Raw genomic sequence first — 14,962 nt, 5'->3', positions numbered from 1 at the left:
ATTGCAACTTGCAGTCAGACGCGTGTCTTTTGGGCCTGGATTCCGCTATTCTTCCCTTGGGTCACATGCCAGTGGCCCATGCCCCGCAAAGGGGTACCTCGCACAGGGGCGGGGCTGGCATCGGGCCAGCTCAAAGATCCCTGGATAAAAGGAGAAGAGGATGTCGGGCACCGTTCGTATTATCGTCGCACTTGCTTTCGTTGGCACCATTGCTGCCTGCGCGAAGAAGGTCGAAGAAGAAGTCGTCTATATCGACGAGCCGGTTTCGGTTGAGCCGGTCTATACCGGCAAATACAAGTAAGCCGGCTGATCTTCAGCCGACAGGGCGGCCCGTCCGTTGCGGACGGGCTGAGCCCCTGATCGGATTGGGCGGGCCGTCCGGCCGCAGCCCGACCGTCACAGATTGCGGCCGCATTTTCGCCGCGCCAGTCAGATCACCTGCGCCATCACCTGCGTCTGGGCAATGCCCCCTCGCGGCTTTTTCTGCTTGGCCCCATTCTCCGATTCACTTTGCTATGCGGGCACCATATGGTGCGCTGCATAACCCTGATTCGCACCGGAGATTGTCATGCGGACCACTGCCATCATCGCCCTCATCGCTCTTTCGACCCTGGCCGCCTGCGCCAAGAAAACCACTGAGACCGTTGCCGTCGAAGCGGTCACTGTCGAGCCGACCTACACCGGCAAATACAAGTAAGCCTATCGCTGAGCGGCTGGCCCCGATCGGGCTGGCCGCACGGCCTCTGACTGAGGCACCCGGCCTGTGGATGACAGGCAGCGCTGGTGCCAGGCCCGACTTCGCTGCTAAAGGCGGTTCCGTAACGAAAGGAACCGCGCCATGCTGAAGCACAGGGGCTTTCCCAGCCGTCTTACTGGGACCGATTTTCAATTCACGATCCGCCGCGCCAACCACAAGGATGGCCCCGCGAAGATCATCCGCCGCGAGCGTTTCAAAGATCGCAAATTCGTCGACCGCAAAGCGGATGAGGCCTTTATGGCCGCGCTTTGGCAGTATTTCGGCGAAGAGACCTTCGAGCGCGGCAATCTTGATGCCGGCCGTCTGTCCTGGCTTTTTGGCCGCGAAGTTGTGCCTGCCGAAGATCCCTTTGACCCGGCCAGCTATGAAGCGCTGCTGAAAATCGACGCGAAACGCGCCGAGGCGGCCTTTCCTGCGGTCTTTGCGCCTGATGCGCCCCCGCAATCCTTTGACGAGGATGAGGAGGAGGATTGGTAAACGCGGCTTCCTTCACGCGGGCATATCCCGAATGGGCCCTGCTGCCATGGGTCAGGGCGCGGCTTTCGCGCCCGGTGGCGGGTTTCAGCCGCTCGGGCAATCGCTTTGTTGTGAAGGCGCGTGTGCACTCTTTTGTTGCACCTGGATATGCGCTAGAATCGGCCTCAATAAAAACAAACCGAGGCAGTATCTCATGCGTAAACTTGTCCTGCTCTTCCCAATTCTGGCTTTGCCGCTGGCTGGCTGCGTCAACAATGGCGGCGGCTATAACAACGGCTATGGCAGCTCTTCGCCCATGGACAGCGCCGCTGTGCGCACCATCGGCGGCGCGGCTGCTGGCGCTCTCATCGCTGATGCAACCGGCGGCTCGAAAACCAAGGGCGCACTTATCGGTGCGGTCGCTGGCGGCGGTTCCTGCATGGTGCCGGGCGTCAACAACTGTAACTGATCAGACCGCATTCCTGACCACCGCAATCGCGGGGCAGGGGCGTTCATCTGATTGTCTGAAACGGGGTCTTCCGGCTGCTGCCGGAGGGCCCCTTTTGCATTTCGGCCCAGCTGGCCAGGGCCGGGACTGAGGGAGAGCCATGTTCAAGAAGATCCTGATTGCGAACCGGGGCGAGATCGCCTGCCGTGTCATCAAGACCGCGCGGAAAATGGGCATCAAGACGGTGGCCGTCTATTCCGATGCCGATCGCAACGCGCTGCATGTGAAGATGGCGGATGAGGCGGTCCATATCGGGCCTGCGCCTGCGAACCAGTCCTATATCGTGATCGACAAAATCCTGGATGCGATCCGCCAGACCGGCGCCGAGGCCGTGCATCCGGGCTATGGCTTCCTGTCCGAGCGGATGGATTTTGCTGCCGCGCTGGAAAAGATGGGCGTGGTTTTCATCGGCCCGCCCAGCCCCGCGATTGAGAAGATGGGCGACAAGATCACCTCGAAGAAGCTGGCGCAAGAGGCCGGGGTCTCGACTGTGCCGGGCTATATGGGGCTGATCGCCGACGCGGATGAGGCGGTGAAGATCTCGGATCAGATCGGCTATCCGGTGATGATCAAGGCAAGCGCGGGCGGCGGCGGCAAGGGGATGCGGATCGCCTGGAATGCGGCCGAGGCGCGCGAAGGGTTTGAGAGTTCAAAGAACGAGGCCGCGAACAGCTTCGGCGATGATCGTATTTTCATTGAAAAATTTGTGACGCAACCGCGCCATATCGAGATCCAGGTCCTGGCCGACAGCCACGGCAATACCGTCTATCTGCATGAGCGCGAATGCTCGATCCAGCGCCGGAACCAAAAGGTGATCGAAGAGGCGCCTTCGCCCTTCCTCGACGCGGAAACCCGCAAGGCGATGGGCGAGCAGGCCTGCGCATTGGCGAAAGCGGTGGGCTATACCAGCGCGGGCACGGTTGAATTCATCGTCGACGGCAGCCGCAATTTCTACTTCCTTGAGATGAACACCCGCCTGCAGGTGGAACACCCCGTCACCGAGCTGATCACCGGCATCGACCTTGTCGAGCAGATGATCCGGGTGGCCGCGGGCGAGAAGCTGCCCTTCGCGCAGGCCGATCTGAAGATCAACGGCTGGGCGATGGAAAGCCGCCTTTACGCCGAGGATCCCTATCGCAACTTCCTGCCCTCTATCGGGCGTCTGACCCGTTATCGCCCGCCTGTTGAGGGGCAGACCCCGCGCGGCGGTGTGGTGCGAAACGATACGGGCGTCTTTGAGGGCGGCGAGATCTCGATGTATTACGACCCGATGATCGCCAAGCTCTGCACCTGGGCGCCCACCCGTGAGGCGGCAATTGAAGAGATGCGGGTCGCGCTGGACACCTTCGAGGTGGAGGGGATCGGCCATAACCTGCCCTTCGTCGCTGCCGTGATGGATCATCCGAAGTTTGTCGCCGGCGACATCACCACCGCCTTTATCGCCGAAGAATATCCCGAGGGTTTCCAGGGGGCCTCGCTGCCGCAGGACGCGCTGAAGCGCATCGCCGCTGCCGCCGCCGCGATGGAGCGCGTGGCCGAGATCCGGCGCACCCGTATTTCGGGCACCATGGACAACCATCAGCGCCGGGTGGGCGATGACTGGGTGGTCAGCCTGGGCGGCCAGGATTTCGCGGTCACGATTGCCGCTGACAAAGAGGGCTCGACCATCACTTTCGCCGATGGCAGCGCGATGCGTGTCAGCTCTGACTGGGTGCCGGGGCAGTCGCTGGCGCGGCTTTCTGTTGCGGGCACGCCTTTGGTGATGAAGGTCGACAAGATCCCGATGGGCTTTCGCCTGCGCGCGCGCGGTGCCGATCTGAAGGTTCATATCCGCACGCCGCGCGCCGCCGAGCTGGCGAAACTGATGCCAGAGAAACTGCCGCCCGACACCTCGCGCTTCCTTCTGTGCCCGATGCCGGGGCTGGTGGTGAAGATCCAGGTCGAGGAAGGCCAGGAGGTCCAGGAAGGCCAGGCGCTGGCCACCGTCGAGGCGATGAAGATGGAGAACATCCTCAAGGCCGAAAAGCGCGGCGTGGTGAAGCTGATCAAAGCGAAACCCGGCGAAAGCCTGCGCGTTGATGACGTGATCATGGAGTTTGAATGACCATGGCCCGCATTGAGCAGCTTACGGAACGAAAGCCTGCCCGTGTTTCGGTGCAAAATACGGTCGAGGCAGGCTATACCCTGTTCTCAGATGCGGGAAATTCTTACCTGCAAATCGTAACATACGGCTCGCAGACGCGGGAGATGAAGGGGGTTGTCAGTCAGACAATCCAGTTCGGACCTGAGGGCATCACCGCCCTCAGGGAAATCCTGGCACAACTGCCGTGAGCGCTTACCGCCCCGCCGGGTTCCTCTCCAGCGCCTCGGTGCGGGCGATGGGCATCTTGTCGATGGTGTTGATGATCTCGCGTGCGGCGCGGGGGCTGGGGCGGCGGACCGGAGACTTCCAGTCCTTGTCCATCATCACCAGCGAAAAGCCACGCGGGCGCAGCTTGCGGCGGATCTCTGACGGGTTGGCCGGATCGGTGTCGGTGATCAGCACCACATCGCGGGCGGCGAGCTGGGGGTAAAGCTCGGGCAGGATTTCAAGCTGCCGGATGAAATTGGGGTCGTGCGGATTGTCAGCAAAGACGATCACCGGGCGACGCAGATAAAGCTCAGCTGCCTCGGATATCTCTGCGGCAGGCTGGGGCCCGAAAACAGGAGCAGGCGCCTCTGGGGCGGGTATATCCGCCACCGACGCGCCTGACGGGGCTTCCTGGGCGTGCAGAAGGCCGGGCAGGAAACCGGGGACAAGGCCGAGACTTGCGGCCATGAGAATGAGGGAACGGCGGTCGAGCTTTTGATCCATGTCCTTGAATATAGGGCAGGACGGGCGAAACCCCAAGCGGCGAGATGGCCTTCGGGTCACTCTCGTTAACGGAGTGGAAAAATGAGCGATCAGAAGAATCCTGCGCAGCAAAATCCCGATCTGGCGAAATGGGCCGATCTTGCCAGCAAAGAGCTGAAGGGCAAGGATCCGTCCATCCTGAACTGGCAGACGCTGGAAGGGATCGAGGTCAAGCCGCTTTACACTGCCGAGGACGTCAAAGGCCTGCCGCAAATGGGCGAGCTGCCAGGGGTTGCTCCCTTCACCCGTGGCCCCAGGGCGACGATGTATGCGGGCCGTCCCTGGACGATCCGGCAATATGCGGGCTTTTCCACCGCCGAGGAAAGCAACGCCTTTTACCGCAAGAACCTGGCGGCGGGGCAGCAGGGCGTCTCGGTCGCTTTCGACCTGGCGACGCACCGGGGCTATGACAGCGATCATCCGCGCGTGGTGGGTGACGTGGGCAAGGCCGGTGTGGCGATTGATTCCGTCGAGGATATGAAGATCCTTTTCGACGGCATCCCGCTGGATAAAGTCAGCGTTTCCATGACGATGAATGGCGCGGTGATCCCGATCCTTGCCAGCTTTATCGTCGCGGGCGAGGAACAGGGCCATTCGCGCGCGCTCCTGTCGGGGACCATTCAGAACGACATTCTGAAAGAGTTCATGGTCCGCAACACCTATATCTATCCGCCCGAACCCAGCATGCGGATCATCGCGGATATCATCGAATATACCTCGAAAGAGATGCCGAAGTTCAATTCGATCTCGATCTCCGGCTATCACATGCAGGAGGCGGGGGCGAACCTCGTCCAGGAGCTGGCCTATACGCTGGCGGACGGGCGCGAATATGTCCGCGCGGCGCTGGCGGCCGGGATGAATGTCGACGATTTCGCAGGACGGCTGAGCTTCTTCTTCGCCATCGGCATGAATTTCTTCATGGAGGTGGCGAAACTGCGCGCCGCCCGCATGCTCTGGACCCGCATCATGCAGGAGTTCGAGCCGAAGAAGCAGGGCTCGCTGATGCTGCGCACCCATTGCCAGACCTCGGGGGTTTCGCTGCAAGAGGCAGACCCCTATAACAACGTCATCCGCACCGCCTATGAGGCGATGTCGGCAGCTTTGGGCGGCACGCAGTCGCTGCACACGAATGCGCTGGATGAGGCGATTGCGCTCCCCACCGAATTCAGCGCAAGGATCGCCAGGAATACCCAGCTGATCCTGCAGGAAGAGACCGGCATCACCCATGTCGTCGATCCGCTGGCGGGGTCTTACTATGTCGAAAGCCTGACCGCGCAGCTGGCCGAAGAGGCCTGGAAGCTGATCGAAGAGGTCGAGGCTATGGGCGGGATGACCAAGGCCGTGGCGACCGGCATGCCGAAACTGCGGATTGAGGAAACTGCGGCCCGGCGTCAGGCGATGATCGACCGCGGCGAAGAGGTCGTGGTCGGCGTCAACAAATACCGCAAGGCGAAAGAGGATGCGATCGACATCCTGGAAATCGACAATGTGGCGGTGCGCGACAGCCAGATTGCGCGGCTGAACCAGATCCGCGCCAGCCGCGACCAGGTGGCCTGCGATGCTGCGCTCTTGGAACTGGGGCGGCGCACGGTTGAGGGCGGCAATCTGCTGGAAGCGGCCGTCGAATGCGCCCGGGCGCGGGCGACCCTGGGCGAGATCAGCCTTGCGATGGAAGGCACATTCGGGCGTCACCGGGCGGAGGTTAAGACATTGGCAGGTGTTTACGGGGCCGCCTATGAGGGCGATGAGGGCTTTGCGGCGATCCAGCGCGATGTCGAGGCCTTTGCCGAAGAAGAGGGCCGCCGCCCGCGTATGCTGGTGGTGAAAATGGGCCAGGACGGCCATGATCGCGGCGCGAAAGTAATCGCCACCGCCTTCGCCGATATCGGTTTCGACGTTGATGTCGGGCCTCTGTTCCAGACCCCGGAAGAGGCCGCCCAGGACGCCATCGACAATGACGTGCATATCGTCGGCATCTCAAGCCAGGCGGCGGGGCATAAGACGCTGGCGCCTTTGCTGATCGAGGCGCTGAACAAGGCGGGCGCTGGCGATATCATGGTGATCTGCGGCGGTGTTATCCCGCAACAGGATTACGATTATCTGAAGAATGCCGGGGTGAAGGCGATTTTCGGGCCGGGCACCAATATCCCCGATGCGGCGAAAGAGATCCTCGATCTGATCCGCGCTTCGCGCCGCTGATACAGGCGCTATGATCCGGCGAAGGGGGGCGATTCCGTCCCCCTTTTCCATTCGGAGTTTGCACCTTGCGTTTTGCGGCCCCAGTCATTTTGTCCCTTGGCCTGACTTTTCTTGCGCCAATGCCCGCTCCGGCGGAACCCCCGGATGCAGAGACTGCGCGCGCCGGAACATCACTTGCCGATTTTCTTGGCCGCGAAGCCTGCGCCATCGGCCCTGGCACCCGGGCGAAAGCGCTGGCCGCCGGAATCGACGCCGCAGAGTTTGACCGCTTTTCTCAGGTGAGCGCGACCTCAGTCGCAGCGAAACGGGAAGGGGATTGGCTGTTGCTCCCGGATAGCGCCTGCAAGATCCTGATGCCGCAGATCAGCTCAGAGCTGTCTTTCGCCGATCCGGAACTTGTTGCAAATCGGCTCATGATCGAGGACGGCGACGAATACAGCGCAGCGGGTTGCTATGTCGGGGCAACATTTGACGTTGTGCCAGCCCTGATGAAAAGCCGGGGCTGGGATGAGGCAAAGGCCAATCGCGCATATTTCCGCCTGATTGGCGCGGGCCTCGTCTCGGGTGAGGTTGCCTTTTACGGCACCAGCCCTTTGGCCACGCCACCTGGCTGGCGCTATCTGGGCGAGGGATGTGACCAGGGCCGCGATATCGCCGCAATCCGGGCCAGCCAGGCCTTTCTGGCCGAAAATTTCAGTGAGATTATCAGAACGACAGGCCAATATGTCGCCTGCAAAGAGGGGGAGACCATCTTCTCGGGGCTGATCGGGCCGCAGATGCAGGCCTGGACGGATCGCGGGGCGACCAATGTCTGGTTTGGGCTGGAGGTTCTCGTCATCGCGATGGCGGCAGACTGGCATCAGGACTGGGATCATCGGCAAAAAGGCGCTCCGCGCCCGCCTCTGTGCCGGGAGACCCCGATCCCTGTTGTCGATGCCTTGCCGGAATAGGCGGCCGGGGCATTTCACACAGTGAACAGAAAAGGGCCAGAGCGTAAGCTCTGGCCCCCCGTCACTAATAGGCGAGTTGGCTCAGTTGCGGGCCTTGTCGACCATTTTGCCTTTCGAGATCCAGGGCATCATCTCGCGCAGTTTTGCGCCGACCTGCTCGATCTGGTGCTCGTCATTGGCGCGGCGCGAGGCCTTGATGGTCGGCTGACCAACCGCATTTTCCAGCATGAAGTCGCGCACGAACTTGCCGCGCTGGATGTCCTGGAGGACTTCTTTCATGCGGGCTTTGGTCTCGTCATATTTCAGAATGCGCGGGCCGGTGACGTATTGGCCGTATTCTGCGGTGTTCGAGATCGAGTAATCCATATTGGCGATACCGCCTTCATAGATCAGGTCGACGATCAGTTTCACTTCGTGCAGGCACTCGAAATAGGCCATTTCCGGCGCATAGCCAGCCTCGACCAGGGTCTCAAAGCCGCAACGGATCAGCTCGACCAGGCCGCCGCAGAGGACTGCCTGCTCGCCGAAGAGGTCGGTTTCGCATTCTTCGCGGAAGTTGGTTTCGATGATGCCCGAGCGGCCGCCACCGATGGCCGAGCAATAGGACAGGCCGATTTCCAGCGCCTTGCCCGAAGCATTGGTGTGAACCGCCACCAGGCAGGGCACGCCGCCGCCTTTGGTGTATTCGCCGCGCACGGTGTGGCCCGGGCCTTTCGGAGCCATCATGATGACGTCGACGCCGGCTTTCGGCTCGATCAGGCCGAAGTGCACGTTCAGACCGTGGGCGAATGCGATGGCAGCGCCTTCACGGATATTGTCGTGGACGTATTTTTTGTAGGTTTCAGCCTGCAGCTCGTCGGGCATGGTGAACATGATCACGTCGGCCCAGGCGGCTGCCTCGGCGATGCCCATGACTTTCAGGCCTTCGCCTTCGGCTTTCTTCGCGGAAGGGCTGCCTTCGCGCAGGGCGACGACCAGGTTTTTCGCACCCGAATCGCGCAGGTTCAGCGCATGGGCATGGCCCTGGCTGCCATAGCCCAGGATGGCCACTTTCAGGTTCTTGATCAGGTTAACGTCGCAGTCACGATCATAATAGACGCGCATAACAGCACTCCTTTGCCGAATTTGGGGGCAGAATAAGAATATTTCTCGCGTTCTGCGTTCGAAATTCGCCGGATATGCTGTCACAATGAAAATATCATTCTCATTTCATCGTCTATGTGAGATGATAATGTGATGAATGCGATTTCTCTCGATGATACTGACAGGCGCATCCTGCGTCACTGGCTGGCAGAGCCGGATTTGCCGCGCGCAGAACTGGCCGAGCGGGCAGGGGTGACCCAGGCCACGCTTTGGCGCCGGATCGAGCGGCTGCGTGAGACGGGTGTGGTGCGGGCCGAGACGCTGGTGATCGACTGGCGGGCGCTTGGCTATGAGGTTGAGGTCTCTTTGCGCTTCACGCTGGACAAGACCGACCCGCGCGCCTTTGACGAATTCATCGAGGCCGCGCGGGATGTGCCCGAGGTGCTGGCGATTGAGACTTTCCTCGGCCGTGTTGACGTGCGCCTGAATGTGATCGCCCGCGATATGGGCCATTGGACCACGATTTACCGCGAGCGGATCCTGGTGCTGCCCCATATCGCCGAGGTCGACGCGCTGATGCTGATCTCGACCATCCGCGATGAGGCGGGGCTGCCGCTGTGAGGGCGATGGCATGAGTGAGGGGCTTGACGGAACCGACCGCGCGATCCTGCGCGAGATGGCGGCGGATGCGACGATGGGCGCGGGTGAGATCGGGCGCAGGCTGGGCCTGTCGCAGCCCGCGACCTGGCGGCGGATAAGGCGGCTGGAAGAGGCAGGGGTGATCCTTGGGCGCCGGATCGAGGTTGATCGCGCCGCCCTTGGCTTTGGCGTCACCGTCTTTCTGGGGATCAAACTGGCGACAAAAGGCCGCGTCAGCCTGGAGGATTTCGAACGCGCAGCGGCTGCGATCCCTGAGGTGCAGATGGTTCAGCACGTGCTGGGGCTGTTTGATTACCGCCTGCGCGTTGTCGCCCGCGATCTGGCGGATTTTGAGCGTGTGCTGCGCCGCCGGGTGATGACGTTGCCCGGGGTCGGCAATGTAGAGGCCAATGTCGTCCTGACCGAAGAGCGTCGGCCGGGGCCGTTTGGCTGAGGGGCAGGGGCAGGCCCCCCCCACACACCCGGTGGATATTTCTGCAAAGCAGCAGATCCGGGTTGGCGCGGCTGCGGCGCGGCGATAGCTTTGGCCCGCAACATCAGGGGGCGCTCCAGGGGCGCTCTCAGGGCCCGGAGGAATAAGATGAAACTGCCGCATGACCATATCGACCCCGATGGGCTGGAAGAATTCTCGGTCGTCTTTACGGATCGCTCGCTGAACCATATGTCGACGCGGTTCCAGCAGGTGATGCGCGATGTCTCTGGGATGCTCTGCGAGGTTTACCAGGGCGCGGGCGTGGCCCTGGTGCCAGGCGGTGGCACCTATGGGATGGAGGCGGTGGCGCGGCAATTCGGCCAGGGCCGGGCGCTGGTGATCCGCAACGGGTTCTTCTCATTCCGCTGGAGCCAGATCTTCGACATGGGCGGCTTTGCCAATGAGGTCCAGGTGGTCATGGCCCGCGCAGGGGGCAATAGCCCCACCGCAGGTTTCGCGCCGCCCCCTGTCGAAGAGGTGGTGGCAAAGATCCGTGAGATGCGCCCCGATGCGGTCTTTGCGCCCCATGTCGAAACCGCCTCGGGGATTATTCTGCCCGATGATTACATCCGCCGGATCGGCGAGGCGGCGCGAGAGGTCGACGCGCTTTTCGTGCTGGATTGCATCGCCTCGGGCACGATCTGGGTCGATATGGCGGCCAATCTGGTCGATGTGCTGATCTCGGCGCCGCAAAAGGGCTGGTCGGCCTCGCCCTCGGTGGGGATCGTGGTGCTGGGCCCGCGCGGTGAGGCGCGGCTGGCCGAGACCACCTCGAACAGCTTCGCGCTGGATCTGAAGAAATGGCGGGCGATCATGCAGGCCTATCTCGACGGCGGCCATGCCTATCACGCCACCATGCCGACCGATGCGATCCTCGGGCTGCGCGATGCGATGAATGAGACCAAAGCGATGGGCTTTGAGGCGGCGCGGGCGGCACAATGGCAGCTGGGGCGCGAGGTGCGGGCGCTCTTGGCGGCGCGTGGCATTGCCTCGGTCGCGGCCGATGGCTTTGGCGCGCCTGGCGTGGTGGTCAGCTATACCGATGACCCGGCGATCCAGAACGGCGCGAAATTCCGCGAACTGGGCGTGCAGATTGCCGCCGGTGTGCCCTTGCAGATCAATGAGGGCGAGGCGTTTCGCAGCTTCCGCCTTGGGCTCTTTGGTCTCGACAAGCTGAAAGACGTTGGCGGCACGGTGGCGCGTCTGACCCGGGCGCTTGATCAGGTGTTCTGACGATCAGGGGGCCAGAAGGCCCCCTTTTCTTACGACTTCAGGCCGGTTTCGCGCAAAAGACCGCGCCTTTTGGCCTCATAATAATAGCCCTTCGCATACCACATCTCTGCCCGGTCATGGCTGCCATCCGAGACCATCCAGGCCCCGCGCAGATATTTGCCCGCATATTGCAGATTGGTTTCGGCATTCAGCAGACCCTCGGGCGGGCCGTTGTAGCCCATGGTCTTTGCGGTCTGCGGATGGATCTGCAGCAGCCCGTAATAGGGGCCATTGCGGGCTGCGGGATTGTAGCCGCTTTCGCGTTTGATCATCCGGTGCAGCAGGCTTTCGGGTATGTCATGGGCGGCGGCATATTTGCGGATCAGCGCCCGCATCTCTGGCGTCTCACCGGCGTTCAGGTTGGCCGGGGCCGATGACGGCGCGGCCGCCTCGCCTTTCCGCCGGGAACAGGCGCCAAGCGCCAGCGGCGCCACCAGGGCAAGGGAAAGGAAAGCACGGCGGGAGGGCTGCATCATGGGGCCTCGGTCATTGGGTCTTATGCGCTTTAGGCGCAGTCTGGCAGTCGGGCAAGAGTGCGGCTGATCGCCTGGCAATCCGGTGCCAGGCACAAGGCTGTATGCGTAAGGGGTGCATGCGTAAGGGCGGAATGCACGGCACGGGAAGGGGCGCACAATGTCAGGCGCAAGGCTATGGGTCGGGCTATGTCATGCTCTTGTTTCGCAGGCCTGTCACCAAGGCCGTAATCCCAGGCTCGTCGAGCCATTCCCAGGGCTTGCACCGTTATCGCGTCGTTATATAGTCACCCTGTTCGATGGGTAGGCTGCAAAGGCCGCACCCTTGTGACGACCGGGCCCGATTGCGGTGCGGCCAGACCAGCTGAAGGCAGGAGCCGACGGATATGGAAGGCAGAAGTCCCGATTGTGAACGAGGTGGACCGGGTTTCCCGGCGCGGCGCGATATGGCCTGCGGCCCCGGGCCTGACCACCATTGCGACGGTATCGGCAGCACCGGGGTGAGGCTGTCGGATCCCCCGGTTTTGCATGCCATAAGCCTGACCGCTGCCACGGGGCCATTGCCCTGGCGGCGGCATCAGAGCGTTGCAAAATTCAGGCCTTTTGTCCCGGCGCGTGTGCTGCACGCGCCGTTTTTGTTTCCGCCAGACGCGGTTGAAAATCCCGGGGTCCGCGTCAGCCCTGACCATAGGGCAGGGGCGGCTCGCGCGATCTGCGCCCCGGCAGCCCCGACTGGCTTTGATGCGGGGGCAAGGCCTGCGCTGCTTTGCCCTGCCGTATCTTACCTGTGCATCAGCATGCAGTTTCAGAGGTTTCTTATGACAGTCCAGTATGTTGGCCGAATGTGCAGCGGCCGGATCACCGCAGGTCACAGGCCGTTCCGCACCGCTGGCCTCTTTGGCGGAGGCTGCTGATGGTGCAGGTCTCAAATCTGCGGACGCTGGTTTTGAATGCCGATATGCAGCCGCTCAGCTGGGCCCCCCTTTCCGTCTGGAGCTGGCAACAGGCGTTGGTGGCCATTTTGCAAGATCGGGTGACGCAGCTGAAAGCCTATGAGGATGTGCGTGTGCACTCGGCCTCGCGTCCCTTCGAGGTGCCGGCGGTGGTTGCGCTGAAAAGCTATCGCAAACAGCGCAAGGTCTCTTTCACGCGCTATCACGTGTTTTTGCGCGATGAGTTCACCTGTCAGTATTGCGGCAAGCGCTTTGCCGCGAAGGATCTGACCTTTGATCATGTGATGCCGCGCAGCCGGGCGGGCGGATCGCGGTGGGACAATATCGTCACCTCCTGCGGTCCCGACAATCACCGCAAGGGCAACCGCACCCCACGCGAGGCCGGGATGCGCCTGCTGCGCCCCCCGTTTGAGCCAACCGCCCGGCAACTGGACGCAGCGGCGCGGCGTCTGCCCTGGGTAAGAGGCGACCTGCATCAGACGTGGATGGACTTCCTCTATTGGGGAAGTGAACTGGACGAATAGAGGCTGGCTTTGGCTTTCGTTGTAAATTCTAACACGAAAAGCACCAAAACGGGGTTTCTGTTAGTTGTGACTATGCATCGGATTCACAAGTTGCCGGTTTTCGGAAAATTTGTCGGAGGGCCTGCAAGGAAATGTCCGTGGTGCTGATCGGCTCAGCCGGTCAGTCACGGCGGCTTACGAACCGCATAAACCTGTGCCCCCGAGGAGCGAATCCCTTAACTATGGTTCGCCCATCGCAGCGCGGTGGCTTTCCGAAGATCGGCAACGCGGATCGGCAAATCAAGTAGTCCCAAAGCACGTTATCTTTTTTGTATCAGATGGTTGCGCGCCTTCGGAGATCGGCAGAATTTCGGTCAAAACAGCGGCAGGATCACCAGCATTGTGCGGTGATATTCTAGTCCTCGGCCTCAAAGTCGTCGAAGCCCACAAGGATCTCAGCAGTTCGGATCCGCGCCATCGTAACCTCGATAGCCTCGCTTGAGCTGCCTGGCGGAATATGGTGCCGTATGGCGTCATAGTGCTTGCGCGCAGCAACCCTCGACACCGCTCGTGTCAGATGGAGCCGCACCGCTAGGCTTTCCGGACTGTCGCATCCCTCTCTGACCGCCCCACTCAGTGCCGCCAACACGCTGGAGACAGGCGATTCATCGTCGGCGGCGCGCAATCGCGCCGCGACCAGTCGGCCAGGAAGGCCCGCAAGAAACGCAAGCTCGGGCACAAGCCTTGAGGCAAACACACGCGCATTTCTGCACTTTTTGAGATTAGCAGTGGGTCCGAGGAATGCTCTTTCGATCTCGCACAAAGGGGCGCCGGACATCCAGACTGGCCAAAGCTTTCGAAGCCATTGCAGCGCGTGCTTTCCGCGCGCCTCGTCGTCGGTGCAGCTTTTGTAGGGGGTGCCGAACATCTCCTCCAGGCTCTCAGGTCGCACCAGGTTGAGCAACTGGCTGGGACGGGTATCTAGCCAGTCGAGCAATCCTTTGATTACTTCCAGTGTCGTTCCAGAAAAGACATCGGCATCAATTCGTTCCACTATCTGTTGAAGTAATGACACGGGAAGCCCAGTTGCCCCGGCGACCTGCTCTAGCCAACGATCAGATTCCGGCAGGTCGATCGCCGTCCTGGCTGCCAGGGCGGATGCAATCCGCGTGCTCACCCAGTCGGCATCATTGGCGACCGTTGCGCGATACGCGCTGAAGCTCTTGCCGAGCAACACCGCCGCAGGGTCGCTTTCTGCTTCCGCAATAGACAGCGGAAGCTTGCTTAGCAGGTAAGCTGATGAGCCGGCCTCTGTCACCCCGTCATGGATACGATCGAGCACCACCTTCAGCGGGTCATCAATGATAAGACACTGGTCAGCCTGCTCAAAGATTGACTGCAACTCCATCCAATGCCCACTGATCTGATTATTCTTGTCATCGAAGTCGATGACTTTGCTGGGAACCAGCAGGACAAAACCCTGCGCTCCCTCTCCGGCCCGGCCAGCTCGCCCGGCTGCGTTCAAGAGCTCATGTGCTTCGAGCTTTTGCATCTTGTCGGCTTCTGGGTCGAACCGGCTGTCGCCAGAAATTATGACCGCCTCGCTTGGCAGGTTCATCCCTTGCGCAAGGGTCGAGGTCGCGAAAAGCACCTTGATGTTGTTTCTCACCCAGAACTGAGCCGTTTAAGGGCATAATTTTCACTGAGAACTGAGCCATGTGAACCTTCCTCCAAAGCGGTGAGCGGCGGGGGCAACGGAGTGATCCACATGGGACTTTTGAAC

At 61.5% G+C, this 14,962-nt stretch carries 16 protein-coding genes; 12 read left to right on the top strand and 4 right to left on the bottom strand.

All coding sequences use genetic code 11. The annotated features are described in order from the left end of the window. Positions 1-160: 160 nt before the first annotated feature. The 6 genes from HOY34_RS00075 (at position 161) to HOY34_RS00055 (ending at position 4,052) form a co-directional block, all read left to right on the top strand. Positions 161-301, top strand: a complete 141-nt coding sequence (locus HOY34_RS00075) for a hypothetical protein (RefSeq protein ID WP_172359286.1) — start codon at positions 161-163, stop codon at positions 299-301. A gap of 267 nt (positions 302-568) precedes the next feature. Further along, positions 569-697, top strand: a complete 129-nt coding sequence (locus HOY34_RS22265) for a hypothetical protein (protein WP_301538869.1) — start codon at positions 569-571, stop codon at positions 695-697. A 141-nt stretch (positions 698-838) separates the two neighbouring features. Then, a complete protein-coding gene (locus HOY34_RS00070) occupies positions 839-1,234 on the top strand; it encodes a hypothetical protein (protein WP_172359285.1) in 396 nt (131 codons plus the stop codon). A gap of 193 nt (positions 1,235-1,427) precedes the next feature. After that, complete coding sequence (locus HOY34_RS00065) at positions 1,428-1,682, top strand: YMGG-like glycine zipper-containing protein (protein WP_172359275.1); 255 nt, start codon at positions 1,428-1,430, stop codon at positions 1,680-1,682. A 139-nt stretch (positions 1,683-1,821) separates the two neighbouring features. Beyond that, positions 1,822-3,825: an acetyl-CoA carboxylase biotin carboxylase subunit gene (locus tag HOY34_RS00060; protein ID WP_172359284.1), complete on the top strand. Its 2,004-nt coding sequence runs from the start codon at positions 1,822-1,824 to the stop codon at positions 3,823-3,825. Continuing rightward, a complete protein-coding gene (locus HOY34_RS00055; RefSeq protein WP_172359283.1) occupies positions 3,822-4,052 on the top strand; it encodes a hypothetical protein in 231 nt (76 codons plus the stop codon). The genes HOY34_RS00060 and HOY34_RS00055 overlap by 4 nt, the downstream gene beginning before the upstream one ends. Before the next feature lie 4 nt (positions 4,053-4,056). Here HOY34_RS00055 and HOY34_RS21795 read toward each other — a convergent pair whose 3' ends face one another. Next, positions 4,057-4,575 carry a DUF4174 domain-containing protein gene (locus HOY34_RS21795; RefSeq protein WP_253944100.1) on the bottom strand — a complete coding sequence of 173 codons (519 nt, stop codon included), beginning with the start codon at positions 4,573-4,575 and terminating at the stop codon, positions 4,057-4,059. An 81-nt stretch (positions 4,576-4,656) separates the two neighbouring features. Here HOY34_RS21795 and scpA point away from each other — a divergent pair, with 81 nt between their 5' ends. Together scpA and HOY34_RS00040 are read left to right on the top strand one after the other, a co-directional pair. After that, on the top strand, positions 4,657-6,813 hold the full coding sequence (gene scpA, locus HOY34_RS00045) for a methylmalonyl-CoA mutase (protein WP_172359282.1): 2,157 nt from the start codon (positions 4,657-4,659) through the stop codon (positions 6,811-6,813). A 353-nt stretch (positions 6,814-7,166) separates the two neighbouring features. Further along, positions 7,167-7,763 carry a hypothetical protein gene (locus HOY34_RS00040; protein ID WP_172359281.1) on the top strand — a complete coding sequence of 199 codons (597 nt, stop codon included), beginning with the start codon at positions 7,167-7,169 and terminating at the stop codon, positions 7,761-7,763. Between the two features lie 81 nt (positions 7,764-7,844). Here HOY34_RS00040 and ilvC read toward each other — a convergent pair whose 3' ends face one another. Then, entirely contained in the window at positions 7,845-8,867 is a 1,023-nt protein-coding gene (gene ilvC / locus HOY34_RS00035) for a ketol-acid reductoisomerase (RefSeq protein ID WP_172359280.1), read from the bottom strand. Between the two features lie 132 nt (positions 8,868-8,999). Here ilvC and HOY34_RS00030 point away from each other — a divergent pair, with 132 nt between their 5' ends. From HOY34_RS00030 to HOY34_RS00020, 3 genes are all read left to right on the top strand, one after another. Continuing rightward, positions 9,000-9,467, top strand: a complete 468-nt coding sequence (locus tag HOY34_RS00030; RefSeq protein WP_172359279.1) for an Lrp/AsnC family transcriptional regulator — start codon at positions 9,000-9,002, stop codon at positions 9,465-9,467. A gap of 10 nt (positions 9,468-9,477) precedes the next feature. Next, on the top strand, positions 9,478-9,939 hold the full coding sequence (locus HOY34_RS00025) for an Lrp/AsnC family transcriptional regulator (RefSeq protein WP_172359278.1): 462 nt from the start codon (positions 9,478-9,480) through the stop codon (positions 9,937-9,939). 147 nt (positions 9,940-10,086) lie between these two features. After that, a complete protein-coding gene (locus HOY34_RS00020) occupies positions 10,087-11,211 on the top strand; it encodes an aminotransferase class V-fold PLP-dependent enzyme (RefSeq protein WP_172359277.1) in 1,125 nt (374 codons plus the stop codon). A 29-nt stretch (positions 11,212-11,240) separates the two neighbouring features. On the opposite strand, the gene HOY34_RS00015 is transcribed toward HOY34_RS00020, so the two are convergent. After that, entirely contained in the window at positions 11,241-11,726 is a 486-nt protein-coding gene (locus tag HOY34_RS00015) for a lytic transglycosylase domain-containing protein (RefSeq protein WP_172359276.1), read from the bottom strand. A 907-nt stretch (positions 11,727-12,633) separates the two neighbouring features. Here HOY34_RS00015 and HOY34_RS00010 point away from each other — a divergent pair. Then, on the top strand, positions 12,634-13,200 hold the full coding sequence (locus HOY34_RS00010; protein ID WP_172359618.1) for an HNH endonuclease: 567 nt from the start codon (positions 12,634-12,636) through the stop codon (positions 13,198-13,200). A gap of 394 nt (positions 13,201-13,594) precedes the next feature. Here the strand turns inward: HOY34_RS00010 and HOY34_RS00005 are convergent, their stop codons facing one another. After that, complete coding sequence (locus tag HOY34_RS00005; RefSeq protein WP_216654591.1) at positions 13,595-14,848, bottom strand: P-loop NTPase family protein; 1,254 nt, start codon at positions 14,846-14,848, stop codon at positions 13,595-13,597. Between the last annotated feature and the right edge of the window lie 114 nt (positions 14,849-14,962).

Origin of the sequence: Pseudogemmobacter hezensis (assembly GCF_013155295.1) — a bacterium.
GTDB lineage: Bacteria > Pseudomonadota > Alphaproteobacteria > Rhodobacterales > Rhodobacteraceae > Pseudogemmobacter > Pseudogemmobacter hezensis.
This window is presented reverse-complemented; position numbering and strand designations above follow the sequence as displayed.